The sequence below is a fragment of the Catellatospora chokoriensis genome, from assembly GCF_011297315.1.
Taxonomy (GTDB): Bacteria; Actinomycetota; Actinomycetes; order Mycobacteriales; family Micromonosporaceae; genus Catellatospora; species Catellatospora citrea.
This window is the reverse complement of the sequence record NZ_JAAOTI010000023.1, coordinates 134,694-159,932: the sequence shown is the minus strand read 5'-3', so window position 1 is coordinate 159,932 and position 25,239 is coordinate 134,694. Positions and strand designations below refer to the sequence as shown.

Here is a 25,239-nt window from a genome sequence, read left to right as displayed (position 1 = left end):
GCGCCTACACCCGCAGCAGCCGCGCCGCGGACCTGCTCGGCTGGCGGGCGGAACAGTCCGTCGAGGAGGGCATCAGGGACTCCCTGACCTGGTTCGCGCACCGCGGGCAGATGCTGCCCGACCTCGCCGGCTAACACCCACGGATCGCGCCCCCGTCGGATGTGGCGAACACGAGAAAGGCCCCGCCGGTATGGCGGGGCCTTTCCCGTGGAGCGTCAGCGCATGTACTGGATGGGGCCGGAGCTGGCGGCCATGGCCTCCAGGCGACGGACCCGCTCCTCCATCGGCGGGTGCGTGGAGAACAGCGACGCGATGCCGCCGCCCTTCAGCGGGTTGTCGATCATCAGGTGGGCCGTGCTGGCGAGCTGCCCCTCAGCGGGCAGCGGCATCTGCTGCACACCCATGTGGATCTTCTTGAGCGCGCTGGCCAGGGCTAGCGGGTCGTTGGTGAGCTGCGCGCCCGAGGCGTCGGCCTGGAACTCCCGGCTGCGGCTGATGGCGAGCTGGATGATCGTCGCGGCCAGCGGGCCGAGGATCAGCATCATCATCAGCGCGAGGGGGTTGGGGCCGTCGTCGTCATCGCCGCCCAGCGGGATGAACCAGGCGAGGTTGGCCAGCATGGTGATGATGCCGGCGAGCGCCCCGGCGACGCTGGAGATGAGGATGTCGCGGTTGTAGACGTGCGACAGCTCGTGGCCGATGACGGCGCGCAGTTCCCGGTAGTCGAGGATGCGGGTGATGCCCTCGGTCACCGCGACCGCCGCGTGCTGCGGGTTGCGGCCGGTGGCGAAGGCGTTGGGCTGCATGGTGGGGCTGACGTACAGGCGGGGCATGGGCTGTCCGGCCTGCTGGGCGAGTTCCCGCACCATCTGGTAGAGCTGGGGGAATTCGGCCTCGCTGACCGGTTGGGCGCGCATCGAGCGCAGTGCGAGCTTGTCCGAGAAGAAGTAGCTCACACCGTTCATGAGCACCGCCACGATGACGGCGATGAACAGGCCCGCGCTGCCGCCGAACCAGTAGCCGATGCCGAGGATGATCGCTGTCAGCAGGCCGAGCAGGGCCGCCGTCTTCAAGCCGTTGTGGCTGTGCATGCCTTCCCTCCACGAGTGGCGCGGTCGGTGGACCGCGCATCCGTTTCAACCAGTGCTCCTGGTCTCCACGTTCCCGCCGGGCGCTGTGAACATGCTGAAAACTCGGGTTTGGCGGCAGCGTCGCGGTGGAGATCGCTGTTCCGTGTCAAGATCTGCGGTCGAACCGCAGGTCCGGGCACCGAACAGCGATCTTCGACGCGGAGGCGCCGGGCGTCAGTGCCAGGCGGCGACGGCGGCGTAGACCAGTTGCGGGTCCACGGTGAGCAGGACGCCCGCGGCGGTGGCCAGGCCGAGCGCCGCCGCGGGGGCCCACGGCACGCGGGCCGGCTCGCCGGAGCCTCCGGTCGAGCGGTAGAGGGCCGAGACGGGACGCCAGTACACGGCGAGGCCGATGACCGAGACCAGCGCCACGAGCAGGGCCAGCCGGTAGGAGTCGACGCGCAGCAGCGACTGGATCACGGTGATCTTGGCGAACAGTCCGGCCAGCATCGGCGGCAGCCCGGCCAGGCCGACCAGCGCGAAGGTCAGCGCGGCCGACCGCCACGGTGCGGTCCGGCCCAGGCCGCGCAGGTCGGCCAGGGTGCCGCCGTCCGGCTCGTCCGGCCGCAGGGCCACCACCGCGCTGAACGCGGCCAGCTCCAGCACCAGGAAGAAGACGGTGTACTCGAGCGCGGCGTCGAGCAGCCCGTCGGCCTGCCCGGCCAGCGCCAGCCCGGTGAGCCCGCCCAGCGGCGCGAGGATGAACCCGGCCTGCGCGATCGAGGACCAGGCCAGCAGGCGCACCGTGCGGCGCTGGCGCAGCGCGACCAGCGTGCCGACCAGCATCGACAGGGCGGCCAGCACGGACAGGGTGATGCCCGCGGTGATGAGCATGCCGCGGTCGTCGCCCGCCGCGCCGGTGACCAGGACGCCGTCGACGACGATCAGGATCGCCACGACGCCGCCCAGCTTGGAGGCGGTGGACAGGAACGCGGCGACGGGCACCGGCGCGCCCTCGTAGGTGGCCGGGGCCCAGGCGTGCAGCGGCGCGGCGGCGACCTTGAAACCGAGGCCGACCAGGATCAGCGCCAGGCCGGTGAGCGCCACGGGACGCCACTGGCCGGTGGCGAACAGCGGCGCCGAGACCAGCCCGCGCAGCTGCACGGTGCCCGAGGCGAGGTAGAGCAGCGCCGCGCCGAGCAGGGTCACCGCGGTCGCGGCCACACTGTTGGCGAAGAACGTCACCGCGGCCGCGGCGGCCTCGCCGGCCCGCCGTCGGTGCAGCGCGACCAGGGCGTACAGCGGGATGGTCAGCGTCTCCAGGGCCACGATGAGGGTGATCAGGTCGCCGGCCGCGGCCAGCGCGACACCGCCGGTCATCGCGCACGCGAACAGGAACACGGTCTCGCCGGCGGGCGCGTCGCCGCGGCGCAGCGCCGGGACGTAGAGCAGCAGCGCGCCCACGGTCAGCGCCGCGACCAGCAGCGATACCAGGCGGGCCCGGGAGTCGAAGACGAGCGCGCAGTCCACCGGCATGATCGCGTCGCTGCCGGGTGCGGCGAGCCCGGCGCAGAAGGTGCCGATCTGGCGCGGCACGGTGACTGCCGCGGTCACCGCCGTCGCCAGCGCGCCGAGCAGTCCGACGCCGACCGGCCAGCGCCAGCGCGGTTGCGTGATCAAGTCGACGACCAGCACCGCGAGCGCGGTCCCGGCGGCGACCAGCAGGGGCAGCATCAACTGGAGGTTCACGGTGCCACCGCTCTCGTCGTCAGCGCGGCCACGGCGTCGGCCGACATGCCCAGCACCAGCATCGGCATGACGCCGAGCAGCAGCGCCAGGGCCACCAGCGGCGACCAGGCGACCAGTTCGGGAACCCGGGCCTCGGGCGCCCCCGCCAGCGTCGCGGCCTGCGGGCCGTGGCTGACCCGGCGCAGCAGCCGCAGCAGGTATGCCGCCGTCAGCGCGCCACCGATCGCGGCCAGCACGGCCAGCACGGTCCACAGGGTGCCGCCGCGCTGCACGGACGCGACCACGGCGAACGCCTCGCCCCAGAACCCGGCCAGGCCGGGCAGGCCGAGGCTGCCCAGCGCGGCGAAGCCGAGCACGCCGGCCAGCCAGGGCTGGCGCTCGCGCAGCCCGCCCAGGTCGGCCAGCAGGCCGGTGTGCGCGCGGTCCTTGATCGCCCCGGCCAGGAAGAACAGCAGGCCGGTGAGCAGGCCGTGCGCGATGTTGCCGATCAGCGCGGCCTGCAGGCCGATCTCGTTGAGGGTGGCGATGCCGAGCAGCACGAAGCCCATGTGACCGACGGAGGAGTACGCGATCAGGCGCTTGACCTCGATCTGGGACAGGCAGACCAGGGAGCCGATGAGAATCGCGGCGACGGCGAGCACGCCCAGCGCGGGCGCGAACGCCACGGCGCCCTCCGGCGTGACCCCGACCCCGACCCGGATCAGCCCGTACGTGCCCATCTTCAGCAGCACACCGGCCAGGATCACGCTGCCCACGGTCGGGGCCTCGGTGTGCGCGTCGGGCAGCCAGGTGTGCAGCGGCCACAGCGGGCTCTTGATCGCGAACGCGAGCGCGAACAGCCCGAAGATCCACAGCTGGGCGTCGTGCGGCAGCAGGCCCGGTTCGGCGGTCAGCCGCGCGATGTCGGCGGTCCCGGTCTGCGTCACGACCGCGACCACGCCGACCAGCAGCAGCACCGACCCGGCCAGGGTGTAGAGCGCGAACTTCAGCGCGGCCGCGCGCCGGGCCGGGCCGCCCCAGCCGGCGATGACCGCCGCCATCGGCAGCAGCACCACCTCGAAGGCGAGGAAGAAGAGCACCAGGTTGAAGGCGAGGAAGGTGCCGAGGATGCCCACCTCGATAACCAGCAGCAGCGCCGCCAGCTGGTTGGCCCGTTCCGGTCGCTGCCACACCAGATAGCCGCAGCACAGCAACGTCAGCAGCGCGGTCAGCACGACCAGGGGATAGGAGATGCCGTCCACGCCCAGGTTCAGCCGCAGTTCCAGCGCGGGCACCCAGGTCCAGTCGACCTCGTGCCACAGCCCGGCTCCCCGGCCGACCGGCTTCACCACGCCGCGCGTGACGAACATCGGAGCCGCGAGCAGCACGGTGAGCGCCGCGACGACGGTGGCCGTGATCGCACCGGCCCGCGCGCGCAGCAGCAACGCGGCGACGGCCCCGAGCAGCGGCACCACCAATACGCCCACCAGGAGAAACGCAGAGATCGTCATGCGAACACCACCGCCGTCACCGTCACCAGCACCGCGCCGATCAGGACCCCGGCCAGCGCCCGGGGCAGTGCCGCGCGATGCCAGGCCGCGAGCCCGGCCCCGGCTCCGGCGGTCGCCCGGCCGAGGCCGTTGACCGCGCCGTCCACGCCGGACACGTCGACGAAGGTGACCGCCCGCGAGAGCGCCCGCACCGGCCGGACCACGAGGCGGTCCTGCGCCGTGTCCAGGCCCAGGCCGCTCGCCAGGAACGGCCCGGCCTCGCCGAGCACCGCCGCCGGGTCGCCGCCGTCGGCACGCCGCCAGCCCCACCAGGCGGCTGCGACGCCGAGCACGGCCAGCGCCAGCGGCAGGATCAGTTCGAGACTCAGGTGGGCCAGTTCGTAGTCGGCGACCAGCGCACCGATGCCCAGACCCGCGGCGGGCACGGCGAGCAGCAGCAGCGGGGCCCGCATGGCCCAGCCGGGCTCGTGCGCATGCACGGCGGCGTCACGGGCCGGGCCGAAGAAGGTCAGCAGCCACAGGCGGGTGGAGTACCAGGCGGTGAGCGCGACGCCGAGCAGCGCGGCCAGCCACAGCGCGGGCTGGGTGTGCAGCGCGCCGACGACGGCCTCCTTGCTGAAGAAGCCGACGAACGGCGGCAGGCCGACCAGCGCGCCGAGGCCGATGGTCATGGTCCAGAAGGTGAGCGGCATGTCCTTGCGCAGGCCGCCCATCCGCGACATCAGGTTGCTGCCCACCGCGTGGATCACCGAGCCGGCGCACAGGAACAGCAGCGCCTTGAACGCGGCGTGAGCCAGCAGGTGGAACATCGCCGCGTCGACGGCCTTCGCGGACAGCGCGGCCATCATGTAGCCGAGCTGCGAGACCGTCGACCAGGCCAGCACACGCTTGATGTCGTCGGCGGCGGTCGCGGCGAGCGCGCCGAGCAGCAGGGTCACCCCGGCCATCGCCGCCATCACGGCCAGCGCCGTCGGGGAGGCCGCGAAAACCGGGAAAAGCCGCGCCACCACGTACACACCAGCGGCGACCATGGTGGCCGCGTGGATGAGCGCGGAGATCGGCGTCGGGCCGGCCATCGCGTCGGGCAGCCAGGTGTGCAGCGGGAACTGCGCGCTCTTGCCGGCCACGCCGGCCAGCAGCAGCAGTGCCGCCGCGGTCACCGTCGCGCCGGACATCGACGGCACCGCCGCCAGCACCTCGGTGATGCGGAAGCTGCCCGCGGTGACGCCCAGCAGCACGATGCCGAGCAGGAAGCCGATGTCGCCGACCCGGGTGACCAGGAACGCCTTCACCGCCGCGGCGGGCGCCTCGGGCAGCGTGCGGTCGTGCGCGATGAGCAGGTACGAGCAGGCGCCCATCACCTCCCAGCCGATCAGCAGGGAGATCAGGTCGCCGGAGAACACCACGGTCAGCATCGCGCCGGTGAAGATCGAGATCTGGGCGGCGTACGGCCCGTAGCGCCCGTCCCCGGCCAGGTAGCCGACCGAGTAGACCTGCACGCACAGCGCCACCACCGCGACGGCGAGGGACATCAGCAGCGCGCGCGTGTCGACCAGCGCGGTCAGCGTCACCCCGAGGTCGCCGAAGCGGGCCCAGGTCGTCGAGAACTCCCCGCGCGTGCCGTCGGCCAGCAGGAGCACCGTCAGCACCAGGCTGACCGCCGCCCCGGCGATGCCCAGGGCCGCGCCGAGCGGCCGGTTGCGCATCGGCAGCAGCAGGCCGACCAGCCCGCACACCAGCGGAGCGAGCACCAGTGTCGCGATCATCCTTGCTCCCCGTCGAGCGTGGGCGCACCGGCCGCCGCACGGGCTTCGGCCGGCCCGGGCTCGCCGGACGGCGCGTCGCCGCGCGGCTCGTCGAGCGCCACCTGGTCGGTGTTGATGTCCTGGCGCAGCCGGAACAGCCGCAGCACCAGCGCCAGGCCCACGCCCACCTCGGCCGCCGCGATCACGATCACGAACAGCGCGAAGACCTGGCCCGTCACCCGCTCGCGCATGGTGTCGCCGGTGACCAGGATCAGGTTCACCGCGTTGAGCATCAGCTCGACCGACATCAGCACGAGCACCGCGTTGCGCCGCCGCAGCACGCCGTACGCGCCCAGGCCGAACAGCAGCGCCGCGGTCACCAGCGGGATCACCGGCCGGATCATCGGCCGCTCCCCTGCGCCACGGCGTCGGACTGCGGGGCGGGCCCGGCCGGGCGCGACAGCACGATCGCGCCGACCAGGGCGGCCAGCAGCAGGATCGACAGCACCTCGAACGGCAGCACCCAGTCACCGAAGACGGAGTCGCCGATGCGCTCGGCGCTGCCCACCCGCGGCGCGGGGACCTGGAACTGTCCGAACACGCCGGCGAACAGCGCCGCCAGGCCGAGCCCCGCGGCCGCGCCGACCAGCGCCGCCGGCAGCGCCGGGCGGTCCAGATCGGCGCTGCGGCCGATCGGCGCACGGGTCAGCATCACCGCGAACAGCAGCAGCACGACCACCGCACCGACGTAGATGAGCACCTGCACCCAGGCCGCGAACTCCGCGCCCAGCAGCAGGAACTCCACCGCGACCGCGCCGAGCGCGACGACGAGCCACAGGCCGGCCCGTACCAGCTGCTTGGTGCTGACCACCGCGACGCCGCCCGCGACCGCGACCAGGCCGACCACCGCCAGCAGCACATCGGTCAGGGTCACGAGGCGCTCGCGCGCTTGGCCACGGCGGTCTCCTCCTTCGACGGCTCACCGAGCGGATCGTGCGGGGGCGGCGGCGGCACGGTGGCCATCCACTCGCCGAGGCGGTCCTTGTCGTGCATCAGGTCGCGGATGTCGTACTCGGCGTACTCGAACTCCGGCGACCAGTAGAGGGCGTCGAACGGGCACACCTCGATGCAGATGCCGCAGTACATGCACAGGGAGAAGTCGATGTCGAACCGGTCGAGGACGTTGCGCTGCCGGGGGCGGGCCGCGCCCGGCACCACGACCTCCTCCTTGTGCGAGTCGATGTAGATGCACCAGTCAGGACACTCGCGCGAGCACAGCATGCAGACCGTGCAGTTCTCCTCGCGCAGGGCGATCACGCCCCGGGAGCGCGGCGGCAGCTCGGGTGCCACATCCGGATACTGCTGCGTCGTCGACGGGGTCACCAGGGTCTTCAGCGTGACCGCCAGGCCCTTGCCCAATCCCGCACCGGGAATGCTCATGCCCCCTCCTCGCTGCGCTCGTCGGCCGCACGAGTACCGGACCACATGATTCGCTCGGCGGGCTCGCTCATACGTCCCATCCTGCCGTGTCGCCGGTCAGCGCGCGAGCACCGGTACAGACGGATGATCCAATGCCGGACGATCTCCGCTACGGTGAGTCGGTTTCACACGGGGAGGACCGATGCGTCGATACGCGAAGGCCGCGCTGGCAATCCTAGCCACAGCCGCCGTCATTTCACCAAGTGCCGATGCTGCCAGCTCACCTTCGGCGGTCACCACCGGCGCGTGGCAGCAGGCCGCACAGCTGGCGGCCACGCAGGCCGCCGCGCCTCAGCCCGCCGGCCGGTCCGCCGACCAGTCCGCCAACCAGGCGGCCGCGCCTGCCGCCACGGCACCGGAGGCGACGACCGTCCCCGCGCCGCCGCCGGCCTCGCCGCAGCCCGCGCAGGCAGCGGCGGCCGCGCCGACCACGAGCCAGATCAGCGGCACGATCACGGACGCCGCGTCGGGCGAACCGATCGCCGGGGCCTGCGTGACCGCGTACAACGGGAACCGCCAGACTCTCGCGCGCACCTGCGCCGGAGCCGACGGCAGGTACACGATCGGCAACGCCCGCGCCTACGGGATGTACCTGAAGGCCACCGTCGGCCCGCACGCACAGTGGTGGCCCGGGGCGCTGGAGCAGGCCTACGCGACACGGGTCGACGTGTATCCCGGTCTGGCACCGGTCGCGGACTTCCGGATCGAGCGGCGGCTGGGCACGGTCCGTGGCTCCGTGACGCGCCAGGACGGTGCCCCGGCGGTCAACGCCGCCGTCTTCTTCGACCCGGTGGACGCGGCCAGGACGGTCGGTTACACCATCGCGTTCGACGGCGGCTTCCAGCGCGAGATCCCGGTCGGCCGCTACCGCGTGTCGTTCTCCGGCAGCGGTTACCCCAGGCAGTGGTACCCGGCCCGGGCCGCGCAGGCGGACGCGGCGGTCGTCGAGGTCACCGACGGCGGCGTCGTCGAGCTGACCGAGCAGTTCCTGGCGGTCGACCCGATCCCCGCCGTGCCATCGTTCATCACCAGGCAGGGCCGCGTCCTCGCGCAGCCCGGGGCGACACCGGTCGCCGACGCGCAGGTCACCATGTACGCCACCGGCCTGGTCCCCCTCGGCACCACACGGACCGACGCCGAGGGCAGGTTCACCTTCCCGAACCTGTTTACCCAGGCCGCTGTGTACACCAAGGCGAGCGCGCCCGGATTCGCCACTGCATGGATGGTCGACGATCCAGAACCCGTCATCGCCATGGGCGCGGCGAACCAGCCCATCCCGATCACCCTACGCCCGGGTTCGGGGCGGTTGCTGGCACGGATCAGCGACCACGACGGCAGTCTGCCGTACCCGGGCACCACCGCCACGCTGTCCAGGGTGGACAGCGCCTGGACGTACACCCTGCCGGTCCGCTTCGACGGCACGATCGACCTGCCCGAGCTACCGGCCGGCCAATACCGGCTCCAGCTCCATCCGACGACGCCCACCACCTGGCGCCCCCAGCAGTGGTACCCGGGCGAGTTGGACAGCACCGACGCGGGCGTCATCACCATCACGGACGGCCAGACCACCGAGATCACCGAATCACTCCTGGGACCGGCCGTTGTCGAGGTCACGCTCCGGGACGCCGTCACCAGCGCGACGCTGTCCGGTGGTTGTGTGCTGTCGGTCTGCACCGACGTCGATGGCACCTATCGCGTGACCTTGGGCTGGCAACCCAATTCCTACGGACTCAGCGCGACGCATGCGCCGTACCACTACCCCGCGCAGATCTCGGTCACCGCCAGGCCGGGCGAGATCACCCAGGTCACGTTGACCATGCAACCGGGCGCCGTCGTCGCCACCACCTACCAGGACAGGGTCAACACGTACCTCTTCCCCGACGTCTGCGTCCACGCGGTGCGGGGGCGCTGGGGAATGGAGACCGACAACGACGGTTCGCCGGTCTGCGCCCGGCCCGCCGCCGACGGATCGCTGCTGCTCGGCCCCTTCCAGCCGGGATACGTGCAGCTGTTCGTCAGGTCCCGGGGCATCGCCGGGGCCCAGTGGCTCGGCTATCAGGGTGGGACCGGCGACCGCCGCAGTGCGGCCACGCTGCTCCTGCAACAGGGAGCGGTCACGACGGCGCCGACGATCGTCGCCGCCGAATCGGGCTCCGTACACGGCATCATCCGGGAGGCGGTCACCAATTGGCCGGTGCCGTACTCCTGCGCCGACGCGGGTCCCGGAATGATGAGCTGCGGCGACGGCGGTTTCTACAACTTCAGTGACCTGGGCCCGTACCGGTGGGTGATCGCCTATTCGGGCCCCGGCAAGGTGACCGTCAGGACGGGCGAGGCCGGCGCACCCGCGTCGGTGGTGATCACCTCACGGGGGGGCATCGCGGCGGACCCCGCGCTGCGACCGGCCACCGTAGGGCAGTCCTTCGCGGTCGGCGGGACGGCGCCGACGATGTGGAATGTGCTTGTTTACGACGCGTCGACCCGCGCGATGATCGACGCCGCGGGCAGCGGCGCCGGCATGGTCCTCCCGTATGGCCGGCACGTGGTGGTCCGGCTGGACTACGACGGCCATCGCTGCTGGGCGTACTCGGCCACCGGCAGCCGGCTGACTCCGTACCACCAGGTCGGCGTCAGCTTGATCAACAAGCTCACGTTGACGCCGGGGCAGAACTGCCTGGATTCCGAACCGACGCCGATGCCGCAGCGGATGCGCCCGGCGACCCCCCGCGGGATGCAGCCGTAGCTCCGCGCGGCGGCGGCCCTCCGATGTGCGGGTGGTGCTAGTTCAGCGCCACCCGCACCCCGGCGGTCAGCACCAGCTGGGCCAGCGCCAGCGGCACCAGGACCAGCCAGCACAGGCGCTGCAGCTGGTCCTCGCGCAGCCGGGGCCAGGACACCCTCAGCCAGATCACCACGAACGCCACCGCGCCGGTCTTGAGCAGCATCCACAGCCAGCCGACCGAATCGGCCCACGGACCGTGCCAGCCGCCGAGGAACAGCGCCGCGGTCAGCGCCGAGATCACCACGATGCCGACGTACTCGGCGAGCAGGAAGAACGCGAAGCGCAGGCCGGTGTACTCGGTCATGTAGCCGAAGACCAGCTCGGAATCGGCGATCGGCATGTCGAACGGGGGGCGGCGGATCTCGGCCAGCCCCGACACGAAGAAGACGATCGTCGCGGGCAGCTGCCACAGCAGCCACCACGGCTGCCAGGCGGCCACGATGCCGGGCAGGCTGAGCGTGCCCGCGGCCATCGCCACGCTCGCCGCGGACAGCACGAACGGCAGCTCGTACCCGAGCAGCTGGGCCGCCGCGCGCAGGCCGCCGAGCAGCGAGTACTTGTTCGCCGAGGCCCACGCCGCCATCAGCACCGCGATCACGCCCACGCCGACCACGGCCAGCACGAAGAACAGGCCCACGTCGAGCCGCTGCCCGACCAGGTCGCCCGGACCGAGCGGGATGACCAGCAGCACCAGCAGGTACGGCAGCAGCGCCACGGCGGGCGCGAGCCGGAACACGGGGCCGTCGGCGGCGCGCGGGGTCACGTCCTCCTTCTGCGCGAACTTCACGCCGTCGGCGATCAGCTGCGCCCAGCCGTGGAACGCGCCCGCGTACATCGGGCCCAGCCGGGCCTGCATGTGCGCCATCACCTTGTGCTCGGTCTGGCCGACCAGCAGCGGCAGCGTCAGGAACGCCACCGCCACGAGGCCGACCCTCAAGATCACGTCCCAGATCATGCTCCCGGCCCCCACTCCCCCGGTGCGGGCACGCCCGGCGGGCGGACGGCCTGGCGCTTGGAGCCGGTCTCCGACTCGCCCGGCTCCTTGGCCCCGGGCCACGGCTTGGCGACCCGGCTGGCCAGCACGAAGCTCTTGCGCAGCGGGTGCCCCTCGAACTCGGGCGGCAGCAGCAGCGGTTCGAGCGGGCCGGGGAAGCCGATGCCGAACATCTCGTAGGTCTCCCGCTCGTGCCAGGCCGCGCCGGGGTACACGTCCACGGCGGACTCCAGCGTGCCGTCGGCCGGCACCCGAGTGCGCAGCAGCACCCCGTGCCGCCGACCCGTCGACCACACGTGCGCGACCACGTCACAGCCCGCGTCCAGCTCGTCCACGGCCGACAGCCAGTCGAAGAAGTCGCAGCCCAGTTCGTCGCGGGCGGCGGTCAGCGCGGGCACCCACGCCGCGGCGGGCACGTCGACGACCGCGCGCGCGTACGGGCCGCCGCCCGACACACCCGCCTGCGCGCCCGCGACGGCTTCCGTCAGGCGCGCCCCGATCTCCTCCGGCGTCATGCCCGGCATCCTATGCCCGCCGCCGCCCGGCGCGCCCGCGCCAGCGCGACCCGCGGACCGGCCGACGCTCACACGCCCGGGATCGCGCCGTTGCGGAACAGGTCGACGAAGAGCTGGTGGTCGGTACGCGCCTGGGCGCCGTACGCGTGGGCGAACTCGACCAGCCCGCCGACGAACCCGGCCTCGTCGCGGTCGAGCTCGGCCACGATCGCCTCCTCGGTGGAGAAGTCCACCAGGTCGTGGCTGGACTCGTCGTCGGCGACCGAGTGCATGCGGGCCACCGCCCGGCCCAGCTCCCGCACCACGCTGACCAGCTCGTCGGGTTCGTTGACGTCGGACCAGTCCAGGTCGGCCGCGTACGGCGACACCTCGGCGACCAGCTGCCCGACCCCGTGCAGCTCGGTGTAGCCGAGCCAGGCGTCGGCCGCGGCCTGCAGCGCGCGCTGCGACTCGGCGGTGCGGTGGCCCTGGTGCAGGAAGTAGCCGCGCACCCGCGCGTCCTCGATGTGCCGGGCCACCGCCGGGGTCTGCGCCTGCTTCATGTAGACGACCACGTCGTTCTCCAGCGCCTGGGTGTGCCCCTCCAGCAGCAGGCTGTACGACGGCAGCCCGGCCGAGCCGATGCCCACGCCCTTGCGCAGCACCACGTCCTTGATGGTGCGCTCGACCCCGGCGTGGCCGTTGTGCGCGTGGTGCGGGTTCAGCGTGCCGAGATAGCCCCGGAAGGCCTCCTCGACGGCGTTGCGGGTCGGCGCGTCGATCCGGTACACGCCCTCGCGCTCGACGAAGCGGCGCTCGTACCGGTCGATCACCGTCATGCCCTGGAGCAGGTCCACCCGGGTGTTGAGGCGGGCCTGCTGAAGCACCCGGTGCAGCGGGCCGGTGGTGGTGGACAGGGTCAGCGAGCCGATGGCGTCGTCCCCGCCGAGCGCGATGGCCCGCAGCTCGGCCAGGTACGCCCCGGCGAAGTCCTTGATCAGATAGCCGATGGTCTCGTCGGACAGCGCCTTGGCGTAGCCGAGCAGCGCGATGCTGGCGCACAGCCGCCGCAGGTCCCACAGGAACGGGCCGACATACGCCTCGTCGAAGTCGTTGACGTTGAAGACGAGCACGCCCTCGGCGTTCATGTAGGTGCCGAAGTTCTCCGCGTGCAGGTCACCGTGGATCCACACCCGGCTGGTCTGCGGGGTCAGGAACGTGTCGTCGGCGTACTGCCCGTTCATGTCGGCGTAGAACAGCGCGGCGCTGCCGCGGTAGAACGCGAACGCGCTGGACGCCATCTTGCGGAACTTGCGCCGGAACGCCGCGGGCTCGGCCGTCATCAGCGGCCCGAACTCGGTGACCAGCACGTCCAGGATCTGTTCTGATCGCGTCATGGGTTGGACGCTAACGCGTGATCGCAACCGGGCGCTGCGGAAAGCGGACAGGTCAGCGCGGTGGTGACACGATAGGGGCGGTCAGCGCGGCCGGGTCGGGGCGGTGCACGCCGCCGAAGCCGGACTGCTCCGCGGCGATCTTCTCCTGCAGGCGCAGGATGCCGTGCAGCAGCGCCTCCGGCCGCGGGGGGCAGCCGGGCACGTACACGTCCACCGGGATGATCTGGTCCACGCCCTTGGTCACCGAGTACGAGTCCCAGTACGGCCCGCCGCAGTTGCTGCACGCGCCGAAGGAGATGACGTACTTCGGCTCGGGCATCTGGTCGTACAGCCGCTTGATGGCCGGGGCCATCTTGTCGGTGACCGTGCCCGACACGACCATCAGGTCGGCCTGGCGGGGGCCGTGCGCGAACGGGATCACGCCGAGGCGCATGAAGTCGTGCCGTCCCATGCTGCTGGCGATGAACTCGATCGCGCAGCAGGCCAGCCCGAAGTTGAACACCCACAGCGAGTAGCGCCGACCCCAGTTCAGCACGAACTTGATCGGGTCTCCGAGCACTGAGGGCAGGGCCATACGGCTCAGCCTAGACCGCGGAGGTCGGCGGAACGTAGCCCAACCACGCCTCGACCTCCTCCTGGGTCAGGATGCGGTCGACGCGCACCTGCGCGGTGATCGGGAAGCGCCGGCCCGGCCGCCAGTGCCGGCTGTAGCGGGCGTCGTCCAGCACCAGGATGCGCGAGCCGCTGACCACGGCGATGTCGGCCGGACCGGCCTCGTTGCGCATGGTCGCGCCGGTCGCGTCGGTGAGGTGGAAGCTGTCGTCGACGTGCTCCAGCACGGTGCCGTCCGGCCCGTGCTGGAACGCGCTGACCCAGCGCGCGTCGGGCCGCTTGCCCTGCACCAGGCCCGCCCCGATGAGCGCGTCGGCGAGCAGCGTCTGCAGCTGGAAGTTGTCGGCCACGCCGCTGACGAACACCATCGCCCCGCGCCGGGTCGGCCGGTGCAGCACCAGCAGGTGCTCGTCGACGATGCGCAGCGCCAGGATGAGCCGCATGAACGCGGGCGCGGCCGAGTGCAGGGGGTCGACCTGCGCGGTCCACGCGGCACGGTCGCCGAGCTGGGCCCGCGCCTCGGCGTGGTGCAGGCAGGCCACCGCGGCCAGCGCCCAGTGCGGTGCGTCGCGCCACGCTGCCACCAGTGGCATCGCCCGGTCGGGGCCGAGCTGGGAGGCCAGCAGGCCGGTCGCCACGGTGACGTCCATCTGGGTGCGCTCCGGCAGCGCCCGCCCGCCGCCGTGCGCCATCCAGGCGTCGATGAACGCGTGGGTGCCGGTCAGCGCGCTGCCGAGGCGCTCCAGCACGATCCGGGTGAGCGGGCCGGGCGACCCGCCCAGCTCGACCAGCGCGCCCGCGGCGGTGGCCGCGGTGGCCGCGACGAACGGGATCGGCGCCGCCCCGATGGCCGGGGCCAGGTGGGTGACCGCCGGGGTCAGCTCGTGCGCCGGGGCCAGCCGGGCCGCCTGCACCAGCGGTGCCACCGCGGCCAGCGCGGAGTTCACATCCTGGCCGAGGATGAGCTGGTGGAACCGCTGAACCTGCTGCACGAACATGTGGCGTGCACCCTCCCCTGAGGTCCTGTACACAAACGTGGAGCTACCTGGCCGGAGCCGCCTCGGGCAGCGGTTCGGCGTGGTCGGTGACGGCCGGGTCGCCGCCGAGGTCGTACCCCCGCAGCAGCACCAGCGCGATGCCCACGATAAGACCCGGCACCACGGTGAACCCGAGCAGTACTCCCGTCTTCGCCAGATCGCTCTGCGCGACCGTCTCACCTGCGGTGGTGGAGATGTAGCCGAAGAGCTGGAGCACGACGCCGAAGATGAACGGGCCCAGCGCCAGCCCCAGGGTCTCCCCCGCGGTCCACACGCCGGTGAACACACCCGCCTGCCGCTTGCCGGTGCGCGCCGTGTCGTACGCGATGCAGTCCGGCAGCATCGACAGACCGAACAGTTGCTGCCCGGCGTAGCCGAAGCCCATCACGGCGATGATCGAGTAGATCGTCCAGTGCGGCAGCAGCGGGGCGGCCGACAGCGCGAGCGTCGCCACGGTGAGCGTGATCGAGGCGACCACGTAGCCCTTGAGCTTGCCCAGGCGCTCGCCGACCCGCCGCCACACCGGCATCACGAACAGCGCCGGGCTGACCACGACCACGAACAGGGCGGTGGTGGTGCCCGCGTCGCCGAGCACGTGCTTGGCGAAGTACTCGACGCCGCCGAGCATGCAGGCCACCCCGGTCGACTGCGCCACGAAGCAGGCCACCAGCACCCGGAACGGCCGGTTCGCGGCGACCACCTTCAGCTGGGCGCGCAGCGACGGCTCGCTGGCGGTGATGGCGCCGGTCGGCGCGGAGCGGGTGCTCACGAACACGATCAGCGTGCCGGCCACCATGATCGTCGCGACGAACAGCGCCATCCAGCGGTAGCCGGGCAGGCCGCCGCCCATCGCGTCGCGGATGATCGGGGCCATCGCGCCGGAGACCAGGATCGAGGTGGCCAGCAGCGCCACCCGCCAGGTCATCAGCCGGGTGCGCTCGGAGTACGAGCTGGTCATCTCGGCGGGCATGGCCACGTAGGGCACCTGGAAGAACGCGAACGCGGTGGCCGTCAACAGGAACATCACCGCGACGTACAGGCCCGCCTGGCCGCCGTCGCCGAACGGGGCCGCGAACAGCAGCGCGAACAGCACGGCCATGCCCAGGCCGGCGAAGAGCAGGTAGGGGCGGCGGGCACCCCAGCGCGTCTGGGTGCGGTCCGAGATACGGCCGACCACGGGGTTGAGCATGACGTCCCAGGCCTTGGGCAGCAGCACCAGCAGGCCCGCCAGACCGGCCGCGACACCCAGGGTGTCGGTCAGGTACGGCAGCAGCAACAGACCGGGGACGGTGCCGAAAGCACCGGTCACCAGGGAGCCGAGCGAATATCCGACTCGCACACGAGTGGGAAGCGCTTCGTCCGGGGCCTCCATCACCTCCACACTGGATGTCATGAGCGCGGATGGTACGGGAGGCGAGTGAATGCTGGTACCTGCCGGTGTGGCAGCGGGCCATCCGGCCACCGCTGATGTAGGCCTTCGGCTACTGCGGATGGGCGGAACGGCGGCGGATGCGGGGGTCGCCGCGACCCTGGCCGCCTGCGTGGCCGAGACGATCTTCACTGGGTTGGGCGGCGGGGGGTTCGCCACCTACTACGAAGCTTCGACTGGCCAGGTCACTTGCCTTGATTTCTTCGTCGCAATGCCCGGCCTGGACGGCGATCGTAAGGCGGAGCCCATGACGCCGATCGCGGTCCGGTTCGGTGAGGTGCCGCTGCCCTACGAGATCGGCGGGGCGTCCGTCGCGGTCCCCGGCCTGCCCGCCGGATGTGGCGAGATTCACTCACGTTGGGGGGCCCTGCCCTGGGCCGACGTCGTCGCGCCCGCCGCCGAGCTGGCCCGCACCGGCACCGCCATGCCCTTCGCGCACGCGGTCACCCTGCCCTCGCTGATCGAGGCGATGCTGCCCGGCCAGGGCGGTCCCGCGTACGCCCCCGGCGGCAACCTGCTGCAGGGCGGGGACCGGCTGTTCCACGCCGGGCTGGCCGATGCGCTGGACATCCTCGCCGAGGACGGACCCGGCACCTGCTACACCGGCAAGCTCGGCGCGGCCGTGGTGGAGTCGGTGCGCGCCGACGGCGGGGCGCTCGGGCCGCTCGACCTGTCCGCGTACCAGGTGCTCGAACGGGCGGTGACCACGGCCGAGCTGGCCGGACGCACCGTGCTCGGCCGCGCCGACCTCAACCGCACCGTGCAGACCCTGCGCGGCCTGCCTCCGGACCTGGCCGCCATGCCCCGCCCGGAGCGCGCCGTGGTGCTGGCCGACGCGCTCGACGTACGCGGCCCCGACGACCGGCTCGGCGACACCACCAACGTCACCGCCGTCGACGGCGCCGGCAACGCCTGCGTCATCACCACCACGCTCGGCCTCGGCTCCGGGGTCTGGCTGCCCGGCCTGGGCGTGCACCTCAACTCGATGCTCGGCGAGGGCGAGCTGTACTCCGGCGAGCTGGCCCCCGGCGAGCGGCTGGCCTCGATGATGTGCCCGCTCGTGGTGCTCGATCCCGGCGGGGCGCTGCGGCTGGCGATCGGCTCGGCCGGGGCGTCCCGGATCCGGTCCGCGCTGCTGCGCACCCTGGTCGGCGTGCTCGTCGACGGCCTGGACACCCCGGACGCGGTACGCGCCCCGCGCCTGCACCCCGTCGACGACGTGGTCCACGTCGAACCGCACTTCCCGGTCCCCGAGGAGATGGCCCTGGCCGAGGCCGGCTACACCGTCAACCGCTGGCCGCACCGCAGCCACTATTTCGGCGGCGTCTCCGCCATCGGCACCACCGGCGCCTCCGGCGACCCCCGCCGCGGCGGCGCCGCCCGCCTCCTCTGACCCCCCTCGGGCTGACCCCTTCGAGTTGATCATGAACCTATGGCACGGCTCGACGGCGTGTCGTGACCACAACTTCATGATCACCCAAGCATGCGGTGCTGCCCGGTGCCGTTGATCGCTCGACTTGCCGGGCAATCGTGGGAAAGCGTGGCCAAGATACGCACAGGTGCCAGGCAAGTCCGGCGACCTTGAGGGGCGGCGGCCGCGGCCTGCCACGGGCGTGGGCGGGCGGGCGGGGGTCAGTTGATGGCGGAGGCGGCTACGCGGTCGCCGCGGAACGGGACGCCCTCGGCGGCCAGGCGGCGGCGGGCCTCGTTCTCGTGGCCGGGAGGCAGGCGGCCGCCCGCGCCGACGACGCGGTGCCAGGGAACCCCGCCGCCGTGCTTCGCCATGATCGTGCCGATGCGGCGGGCGGAGTTGCGGCCCGACTCGTCCGCGAGCGCGTCGGCGATCGCACCGTAGGTCATCACCCGGCCGGGCGGGATCGCCTCGACCATCCGCAGCACCGCTTCGGTGTACTCCTCGGGGGTCATGCGGGTCAGGCTAGTTGACCACGACCCCAAGGCAGCGACACGCCGTCGAGCACGTCCATAAGTTCATGATCGACGCGGGTGGGGGTGGGAGGGCGCGCCAGTGGGTGGGATCGGTGCGGGGTGGGGGGCGGTGGGGGCGGCAGAATGGGCGGATGCGTGGAGTAGTCACCCGGGCTCGCCGGGTGGTGGTGAAGGTGGGGTCGTCGTCGTTGACGACGGCCGCCGGAGGGTTGGCTCCGGAGCGGTTGGCGGCCCTGGTGGGGGCGTTGTGCAGCGTGGACGACCGGGAGCGGCCGCGGGAGGTCGTGCTCGTGTCGTCGGGGGCGATCGCGGCGGGGCTGGCCCCGCTCGGGCTGTCGCGGCGACCGCGTGACCTGGCCACGCAGCAGGCCGCGGCCAGCGTGGGCCAGGGGCGGCTGATGCACGCGTACACCGAGGAGTTCGGGCGGCACGGGCGGACCGTGGGGCAGGTGCTGCTGACCGTCGACGACGTGACCCGGCGGGCGCACTACCGCAACGCGCATCGCACGCTGCGCAAACTGCTCGACATGCGGGCCGTGCCGATCATCAACGAGAACGACACCGTGGCCACCGAGGAGATCCGGTTCGGCGACAACGACCGGCTGGCCGCGCTGGTGGCCGCGCTCGTGCAGGCCGACCTGCTGGTGCTGCTGTCGGACGTGGACGCGCTCTACACCGGCCACCCGTCGCGGCCCGGCTCCCGGAAGGTCGACGAGGTCACCGACTTCGCGCAGCTCGCCGAGGTGTCGGTGGGCGGGGTGGGCAGCGCCGGGGTGGGCACCGGCGGCATGGTCACCAAGGTCGAGGCGGCCCGCATCGCGACCGACGCGGGCATCCCGGTGGTGCTGACCGCCGCGCCGCTGGCCGCCGCGGCCCTGTCCGGCGAGGCGGTGGGCACGCTCTTCCACCCCGCGGGCGTACGCGCGACCGCCCGGCTGCACTGGCTCGCCCATGCCACCACGGCCCGCGGCCGCCTGCACCTGGACGCGGGCGCGGTCACCGCGATCGTCGACCGCCGCGCCTCGCTGCTCCCGGCCGGCATCACCGGCGTCGACGGCGCGTTCACCGCGGGCGACCCGGTCGACCTGGTCGACGTCGCGGGTCGCGCGGTGGCCCGCGGCCTGGTCAACTACGACGCCCTGGAGCTGCCGGGCCTGCTCGGCCGCTCCACCGTCGAACTCGCCGCCGCCCTCGGCCCCGCCTACGAACGCGAAGTCATCCACCGCGACGACCTCGTCCTGCTGTAAGGAAGGGCACCTTGTTATCGCTATGCGTAGCGGAAGGGCACCTTCTTAACGCCGTATGCGGGCTGAGCTGCGCCGACACGAACTCACGCACTGACGGAAGGCTGGAAACGAGATGAGCGTCATCGAGCAGGCGACGCGCGCCCGCACGGCGGCACAGGTGCTGGCCACGGCGTCGCGCAGGGCCAAGGACGCCGGGTTGGCGGCGATGGCCGACGCGCTCGCCGCGCGTACCCCCGAGATCCTGGAAGCCAACGGCCTGGACGTGGCCTTGGCGCGCGAGCAGGGCACGCCCGAGTCGACCGTGGACCGGCTCGCGCTGAACGCGTCGCGGCTGGCCGGGATGGCCGACGGCCTGCGCCAGATCGCGGGCCTGCCGGACCCGGTCGGCGAGGTGGTCCGCGGCGGCACGCTGCCCAACGGCCTGCAGGTGCGCCAGCTGCGGGTGCCGTTCGGCGTGGTCGGCATCATCTACGAGGCCCGCCCGAACGTCACCGCGGACGCGGCCGGGCTGACCCTGAAGTCGGGCAACGCCGTGCTGCTGCGCGGCTCCGGCTCGGCGGCCCGGTCCAACGCGGCGATCGTCGCCGTGCTGCGCGACGCGCTCGTCGCGGCCGGGCTGCCCGCCGACGCGGTGCAGCTGGTCGACTCGGCCACCCGGGACAGCGTCAAGGAGCTGATGCGGGCGCGCGGCCTGGTCGACGTGCTGATCCCGCGCGGCGGCGCGTCGCTGATCCGCACCGTGGTCGAGGAGTCCTCGGTCCCGGTGATCGAGACCGGTGTCGGCAACTGCCACATCTACGTCGACGAGTCCGCCGACCTGGACATGGCGCTGACCATCCTGCTCAACGCCAAGGTGCAGCGGCCCTCGGTGTGCAACGCGGCCGAGTCGCTGCTGGTGCACGCGGCGGTCGCGGACGCGTTCCTGCCCGCGGCCCTGGCCGCGCTGCGCGAGCACGGCGTGACGGTGCACGGTTCGCCGGAGGTCGCGGCGTACTCCGCTGACGTCGTGCCCGCCACCGAGGAGGACTGGGGCACCGAGTATCTGGCCCTGGAACTGTCCGCACGGGTGGTGCCGTCGCTGGACGAGGCGGTCGCGCACATCCGGCGGCACGGCTCCGGCCACTCCGAGGCGATCATCACGGCGTCGCTGGCGGCCGCGAACCGGTTCGCCGCGCAGGTCGACGCGGCGGCGGTGCTGGTGAACGCGTCGACCCGCTTCGTCGACGGCGGCGAGCTGGGCTTCGGCGCCGAGATCGGCATCTCCACCCAGAAGCTGCACGCCCGCGGCCCGATGGGCCTGCCCGAACTGACCAGCACCAAGTACGTCATCACCGGCGAAGGCCAGATCCGCGCCTGACCCGCGCCGCGGTCAGCCCGTGCCGCGGGTCAGCCCGTGTCGCAACTCTTGAAGCCTCGCGGCCTCAGAGACGATCTGAGGCCGCGAGTCTTCAAGAGTTGTCGCAGGTGGGCAGGCCGCGCATGGTCAGAGGAGGGTGCTGCGGTTGGGTGGGGTGATCTCGTAGAGGGCGCGGATGACGTTGAGGGTGAGGTGTACGTCGAACACCTCACCGTCCTCGGACTCCCAGCCGCCGTCGGTGCGCTGGGTCTCCGCGAGGCGGCGCTTGGCCGCGATCATGGTCCAGTCGTCGGCGGACACGCCCACCCGGCGCAGGGCCGCCGCCATGGCCGCGGCGTCGGAGGGTGCCATCGCGGGCAGGCGCTCGCCCAGCACCGCCTGCATCCGGGCGGCCTCGTAGAACATGTCCTGCCGGTACATCACCGCCGCGCCGAGCCAGCCGGTGACCAGGTAGGACGGCCAGGTGCCGTCCGAGTTCAGGCTGCTCTTGATGAACTCCGCGCCGCGCAGGGCCGCGTCGGCGTACGGGATCGGGGTCGGGTCGCCGTACGGCAGCGACGAGCGCACGTCCAGCCCCATCACGGTGAGCCAGAACGTGGCGTTCGCGGTCAGGTAGAGCGTGGCCTCCGGGTCGCCGGGCTGCGCCCACTCGGGCGCGTCCGCGGCCAGCTCCTTGGCCTCCTGCCAGCTGCCGTCGGTCGCCTGGCGCCCGGCCAGCCAGTCGAAGGCCCGCTTGACGCCGGGCCGCCCGAGCGCGCCGAGGTCGTCGAGCTGCGCCAGCCGGAAGCAGGTGACGTCCACGGAAGGGATCTTGCCGCGCTGGGTGGCGAACCACCCGCCGCCGTCCGCCTGGCCGGCCTCGGCCGCGGCGAGTATCTCCTCGGCCGGCGAAACGCCGGTACGCAGGTACGACAGGCGTGCCCGGTCGACCGGGTCGCCCTTCTTCACCACGAAACCGATAGCCGCGTCGAGATCCACCACGGTCATCGAGGGTACGTGCCCGGTCACCGTCCGGCCTCATCAGGTTGGTCAAGGTCAACAGCACTGGCGGGTGAAATAACGGCCGAACAACGCGAGAAGGCACCAGTTCGGGCCTGGTGACGTGCCGTTGTCGGCATCGGCGCGGGCAGTTGTCAGATATGGACAGTGTTCGAAGTCACAGTGCCCCGGCCGGAGACGTTGCCGACAGCCGCCGCCGGACACGAAGACGCCGGCCGTGACGGGCACGGCCGGCGTCTGTCGCGAACGGACTCAGTAGCTGGGCAGGGACGGGTCCACGGTCTTGACCCAGGCGAGCACGCCGCCCTGGACGTGCACCGCGTCCTTGAACCCGGCCGCCTTCAGCGCGGCGAGCGCCTCGGCGGACCGCACGCCCGACTTGCAGTGCAGCACGATCTGCTTGTCCTGCGGCAGCTTGGCCAGCGCCTCGCCGGACAGGATCTCGCCCTTGGGGATCAGCACGCTGCCCGGGATGCGGACGATCTCGAACTCGGCCGGCTCGCGCACGTCGACGAGCAGGAAGTCCTTGTCGGCGTCCTGCCACTCCTTGAGCTCGCGGGCGGTGATGGTCGCGTCGACCACCGCCTCCTGCGCCTCGACGGAGACCGCGCCGCAGAAGGCCTCGTAGTCCTCGACCAGTTCGGTGATGCTCGGGTTCTCGCCGCACAGCACGCAGGACGGGTCCTTGCGCACCCGGATCTTGCGGTACGACATCTCCAGCGCGTCGTACACCATCAGCGACCCGACCAGCGGCTCGCCGATGCCGGCCAGCAGCTTGATCGCCTCGGTCACCTGGATCGAGCCGATGCTGGCGCACAGCACGCCCAGCACGCCGCCCTCGGCGCACGACGGGACCATGCCGGGCGGCGGCGGCTCCGGGTAGAGGCACCGGTAGCAGGGGCCGTGCTCGGCCCAGAACACGCTGGCCTGGCCGTCGAAGCGGTAGATCGAGCCCCACACGTACGGCTTGCCGAGCAGCACCGCGGCGTCGTTGACCAGGTAACGCGTGGCGAAGTTGTCGGTGCCGTCGACGATCAGGTCGTACTGCCCGAAGATCTCGAAGACGTTCTCGCGGTCGATCGCGGTGTTGTGGATGACCACGTTCACGTACGGGTTGATCTCCCGGACGCTGTTGGCGGCCGACTCCGCCTTGGGCCGGCCGATGTCCGACTGGCCGTGAATGATCTGGCGCTGCAGGTTCGACTCGTCGACGGTGTCGAACTCGACGATGCCCAGCGTGCCGACCCCGGCCGCGGCCAGGTACATCAGCGCGGGCGAGCCGAGCCCTCCGGCGCCGACGCACAGCACTTTGGCGTTCTTGAGCCGCTTCTGCCCCTCGACACCCACGTCGGGAATGATCAGATGGCGGCTGTAGCGGCGGATCTCGTCCACCGAGAGCGACTCGGCAGGCTCCACAAGCGGCGGCAACGACATAGGCATATTCTCGCTCGCCGCGGTAGGGAATGCCATGATCTCCAACCCGCTGGGATGCGAGTTGCATCACGCGCAGATCAGCCTTCATTTGATCATGAACTTATTCCCGCGACACGCCGCCGAACCGTGCCATAAGTTCATGATCAACTGGCTCGGGCCGGAGGCCCGTGGCCCGGTCAGGGGATGGTGGGGCCGCGGTAGAGGGCGGGGTCGGTGGGGGCGGCGGGGTGGGGCCAGGGGTTGGCGGTGCAGTCTTTGAGGCCGGTGGACTGCTGCTGCATGACGGGGGCGGGCTGGCCGGGGGCGGGGCAGGCCTCGTGGCCGTAGCCGAGCTGGTGGCCGAGTTCGTGGTTGAGGGCGAAGGCCTGGTAGTCGGGCAGCGGCGCGCCGTAGCCGGGGACGGCCTGCGACCAGCGGTCGAGGTTGACGATGAGCTGTCCGGGCAGGCGGCAGGAGCTGAAGCCCTCGGTGTGCAGGCCGCCCGCGGCGCACATCTTCTGCGTGGTGCCGGCGGTGGCCAGGTAGACGGTGAACTCGTAGCTCGCCTTCTCGGCGACGCGCTGGAAGCGGTGCTTGCCACCGCCCGTCCAGCCGCGCGGGTCGGCGAGGATCCGCTCCGCCTCGGTCGCGAACGCCGTGACCTCGGCGTCGGCGCCCTTCTCCACGGCGACGCGGAACTTGTGCAGCGTGCCCGCGGCACCCAGCACCTTGCCGGTGCCGGTGGCGTAGCCGAACGTGCCGCCGCCCGCCGGCGCGGGCGTGCTCTCCTCGCGGGGCTGCCCGGACGCCTCGGGCTCCGCCGACACCCCCGGTGCCGCGGAACCCGCCACCGGTGCGGCGGGTCCGGGCAGGAGCAGGCCGTCCTGGCCGCGCGCGAGGTCGATGCCGACCAGCACCACGACCACGCCCAGCACGCCGGCCACGAGGACCCCGTTCCGGCGGCGGCGCGCCTGGATGACGGCTCGGCGGCGGGCCCGGAACCCGGGCGCGTCCTCGGCCGGGCGGCGCGGGGCCGCCTCCTGCCGCTCGAAGAGTTCCAGCTCGCCGCGCATCAGGCCACCGGGGGCCCGGTGTAGCGCTTGCCGTCCACGTACGGCCACGAGTTGGCGGTGCAGCCCTTGAGGCCGTACGTCTGCTGCTGCATGACCGGCGCGGGCTTGCCCTGGCCCGGGCAGCCCTCGTGGAAGCGGCCGAGCTCGTGGCCCACCTCGTGATTGATCACATACTGCCGGTAGGTGTGCAGGTCGATCTTGCCGTCGACGTAGTCGGGCACCGACATCCGCCAGCGGTTGAGGTTGATGACGACCCGCCCGGGCAGGCGGCACGAGGTGTACGAGACGCCGTCGAGCCGGGTGTCCATGCCGCCCGCCCCGCACAGCTTGCGGGTCGTCTCACCGGTCGCCAGGTAGATCGTGAACTGGTACGCCGACCCGGACGGCACCCGCTGCAGCCGGTACTGCTCGCCCGCGATCCAGCTGCGCGAGTCGCCCAGCGTCTCGTCCACCATGCTGGTGAACACGTCCAGCTCCTCGTCGGCCACGTTCTTCTCCGCCGCGACCCGGAACCTCTTGACGGCGCCCGCGGTGCCCAGCACCTCGCTCTGGCCGCTCGCGTACGTCCAGGTCCCCGGGCCGGACGCGGGGAACTCGCCGGCCATCTGGTAGACGGCCTCCGGCTGCACGCTGGGTGACGGCTGCGCCGCGGGCGGTGACTGCTCCGCCGCGGGCTCGGGGCTGTCGGTCACCGCGGGGGTCGACGCCACCTGCTTGGTGGGCACCGGTTCGGGCCCACCGCGCAGCAGGTCCACGCCCACCAGCAGGGCCGCGCCGAGCAGCACGCACACGGCTGTCGCGCGGCGGCGGCGCTGCCGGGCACGAGCCCGGCTGAGCCTGCCCGACTCCACTCGCGACGACCGGACGGGAGCTTCCCGTTCGGTCCGCGGGGGCGGTGCGAGGGCGGTGCGCATCGACACAGCCT

The 25,239-nt window shown here is 72.4% G+C and carries 21 protein-coding genes and 1 pseudogene; 4 read left to right on the top strand and 18 right to left on the bottom strand.

Translation table 11 applies throughout. The features are described from left to right. Nucleotides 1-215 precede the first annotated feature (215 nt). The 7 genes and pseudogenes from htpX to HAV39_RS29940 all read right to left on the bottom strand — a co-directional run. Entirely contained in the window at nt 216-1,091 is an 876-nt protein-coding gene (gene htpX, locus HAV39_RS29970) for a zinc metalloprotease HtpX (protein ID WP_191842510.1), read from the bottom strand. A 213-nt stretch (nt 1,092-1,304) separates the two neighbouring features. Continuing rightward, on the bottom strand, nt 1,305-2,819 hold the full coding sequence (locus HAV39_RS29965) for an NADH-quinone oxidoreductase subunit N (protein ID WP_239120575.1): 1,515 nt from the start codon (nt 2,817-2,819) through the stop codon (nt 1,305-1,307). Next, nucleotides 2,816-4,309: a complex I subunit 4 family protein gene (locus HAV39_RS29960; RefSeq protein ID WP_191842509.1), complete on the bottom strand. Its 1,494-nt coding sequence runs from the start codon at nt 4,307-4,309 to the stop codon at nt 2,816-2,818. Before HAV39_RS29960 ends, HAV39_RS29965 begins: the two co-directional genes overlap by 4 nt. Continuing rightward, complete coding sequence (locus tag HAV39_RS29955) at nt 4,306-6,075, bottom strand: NADH-quinone oxidoreductase subunit 5 family protein (protein ID WP_191842508.1); 1,770 nt, start codon at nt 6,073-6,075, stop codon at nt 4,306-4,308. Before HAV39_RS29955 ends, HAV39_RS29960 begins: the two co-directional genes overlap by 4 nt. Beyond that, nucleotides 6,072-6,455 (bottom strand): NADH-quinone oxidoreductase subunit NuoK, encoded by a 384-nt coding sequence (nuoK, locus tag HAV39_RS29950; RefSeq protein WP_191842525.1) that lies wholly within the window; start codon nt 6,453-6,455, stop codon nt 6,072-6,074. Before nuoK ends, HAV39_RS29955 begins: the two co-directional genes overlap by 4 nt. Then, nucleotides 6,455-6,988: an NADH-quinone oxidoreductase subunit J family protein gene (locus HAV39_RS29945; RefSeq protein ID WP_191842507.1), complete on the bottom strand. Its 534-nt coding sequence runs from the start codon at nt 6,986-6,988 to the stop codon at nt 6,455-6,457. The genes nuoK and HAV39_RS29945 overlap by 1 nt, the downstream gene beginning before the upstream one ends. Next, nucleotides 6,951-7,494 (bottom strand): annotated as a pseudogene (locus tag HAV39_RS29940) (NuoI/complex I 23 kDa subunit family protein); the annotation flags it as partial. The gene HAV39_RS29945 and the pseudogene HAV39_RS29940, both read right to left, overlap by 38 nt. A gap of 181 nt (nt 7,495-7,675) precedes the next feature. On the opposite strand from HAV39_RS29940, the gene HAV39_RS29935 reads away from it, so the two are divergent. Further along, nucleotides 7,676-10,276 (top strand): carboxypeptidase-like regulatory domain-containing protein, encoded by a 2,601-nt coding sequence (locus tag HAV39_RS29935; protein ID WP_191842506.1) that lies wholly within the window; start codon nt 7,676-7,678, stop codon nt 10,274-10,276. Nucleotides 10,277-10,313: 37 nt separating this feature from the next. On the opposite strand, the gene HAV39_RS29930 is transcribed toward HAV39_RS29935, so the two are convergent. The 6 genes from HAV39_RS29930 to HAV39_RS29905 form a co-directional block, all read right to left on the bottom strand. After that, nucleotides 10,314-11,270 (bottom strand): complex I subunit 1/NuoH family protein, encoded by a 957-nt coding sequence (locus tag HAV39_RS29930; protein ID WP_191842505.1) that lies wholly within the window; start codon nt 11,268-11,270, stop codon nt 10,314-10,316. Then, nucleotides 11,267-11,824: an NADH-quinone oxidoreductase subunit C gene (locus HAV39_RS29925; protein WP_191842504.1), complete on the bottom strand. Its 558-nt coding sequence runs from the start codon at nt 11,822-11,824 to the stop codon at nt 11,267-11,269. The genes HAV39_RS29930 and HAV39_RS29925 overlap by 4 nt, the downstream gene beginning before the upstream one ends. 68 nt (nt 11,825-11,892) lie before the next feature. Then, a complete protein-coding gene (locus tag HAV39_RS29920) occupies nt 11,893-13,200 on the bottom strand; it encodes a DUF2252 domain-containing protein (protein WP_191842503.1) in 1,308 nt (435 codons plus the stop codon). A gap of 52 nt (nt 13,201-13,252) precedes the next feature. Then, nucleotides 13,253-13,774: an NADH-quinone oxidoreductase subunit B gene (locus HAV39_RS29915; protein ID WP_120317207.1), complete on the bottom strand. Its 522-nt coding sequence runs from the start codon at nt 13,772-13,774 to the stop codon at nt 13,253-13,255. Nucleotides 13,775-13,784: 10 nt separating this feature from the next. After that, nucleotides 13,785-14,810, bottom strand: coding sequence for a hypothetical protein (locus tag HAV39_RS29910; protein WP_191842502.1), 1,026 nt, complete (start codon nt 14,808-14,810; stop codon nt 13,785-13,787). A 43-nt stretch (nt 14,811-14,853) separates the two neighbouring features. Next, the gene (locus tag HAV39_RS29905; protein ID WP_191842501.1) at nt 14,854-16,242 is read right to left on the bottom strand and encodes an MFS transporter; all 1,389 of its coding nucleotides are present in this window, start codon (nt 16,240-16,242) and stop codon (nt 14,854-14,856) included. Nucleotides 16,243-16,270: 28 nt separating this feature from the next. Here HAV39_RS29905 and HAV39_RS29900 point away from each other — a divergent pair, with 28 nt between their 5' ends. Beyond that, nucleotides 16,271-17,671, top strand: a complete 1,401-nt coding sequence (locus tag HAV39_RS29900; RefSeq protein WP_191842500.1) for a gamma-glutamyltransferase — start codon at nt 16,271-16,273, stop codon at nt 17,669-17,671. A gap of 239 nt (nt 17,672-17,910) precedes the next feature. Here HAV39_RS29900 and HAV39_RS29895 read toward each other — a convergent pair whose 3' ends face one another. After that, entirely contained in the window at nt 17,911-18,204 is a 294-nt protein-coding gene (locus HAV39_RS29895; RefSeq protein ID WP_191842499.1) for an MGMT family protein, read from the bottom strand. 152 nt (nt 18,205-18,356) lie between these two features. On the opposite strand from HAV39_RS29895, the gene proB reads away from it, so the two are divergent. Further along, nucleotides 18,357-19,472 carry a glutamate 5-kinase gene (gene proB / locus HAV39_RS29890; RefSeq protein WP_191842498.1) on the top strand — a complete coding sequence of 372 codons (1,116 nt, stop codon included), beginning with the start codon at nt 18,357-18,359 and terminating at the stop codon, nt 19,470-19,472. Nucleotides 19,473-19,584: 112 nt separating this feature from the next. Further along, on the top strand, nt 19,585-20,829 hold the full coding sequence (locus HAV39_RS29885; RefSeq protein ID WP_191842497.1) for a glutamate-5-semialdehyde dehydrogenase: 1,245 nt from the start codon (nt 19,585-19,587) through the stop codon (nt 20,827-20,829). 126 nt (nt 20,830-20,955) lie between these two features. Here HAV39_RS29885 and HAV39_RS29880 read toward each other — a convergent pair whose 3' ends face one another. The 4 genes from HAV39_RS29880 to HAV39_RS29865 form a co-directional block, all read right to left on the bottom strand. Further along, nucleotides 20,956-21,837 (bottom strand): prenyltransferase/squalene oxidase repeat-containing protein, encoded by an 882-nt coding sequence (locus HAV39_RS29880; protein WP_239120574.1) that lies wholly within the window; start codon nt 21,835-21,837, stop codon nt 20,956-20,958. Nucleotides 21,838-22,080: 243 nt separating this feature from the next. After that, the gene (moeZ, locus tag HAV39_RS29875; RefSeq protein ID WP_191842496.1) at nt 22,081-23,262 is read right to left on the bottom strand and encodes an adenylyltransferase/sulfurtransferase MoeZ; all 1,182 of its coding nucleotides are present in this window, start codon (nt 23,260-23,262) and stop codon (nt 22,081-22,083) included. 176 nt (nt 23,263-23,438) lie between these two features. Next, on the bottom strand, nt 23,439-24,314 hold the full coding sequence (locus HAV39_RS29870) for a DUF3152 domain-containing protein (protein ID WP_191842495.1): 876 nt from the start codon (nt 24,312-24,314) through the stop codon (nt 23,439-23,441). Further along, entirely contained in the window at nt 24,314-25,228 is a 915-nt protein-coding gene (locus tag HAV39_RS29865; RefSeq protein ID WP_191842494.1) for a DUF3152 domain-containing protein, read from the bottom strand. The genes HAV39_RS29870 and HAV39_RS29865 overlap by 1 nt, the downstream gene beginning before the upstream one ends. Between the last annotated feature and the right edge of the window lie 11 nt (nt 25,229-25,239).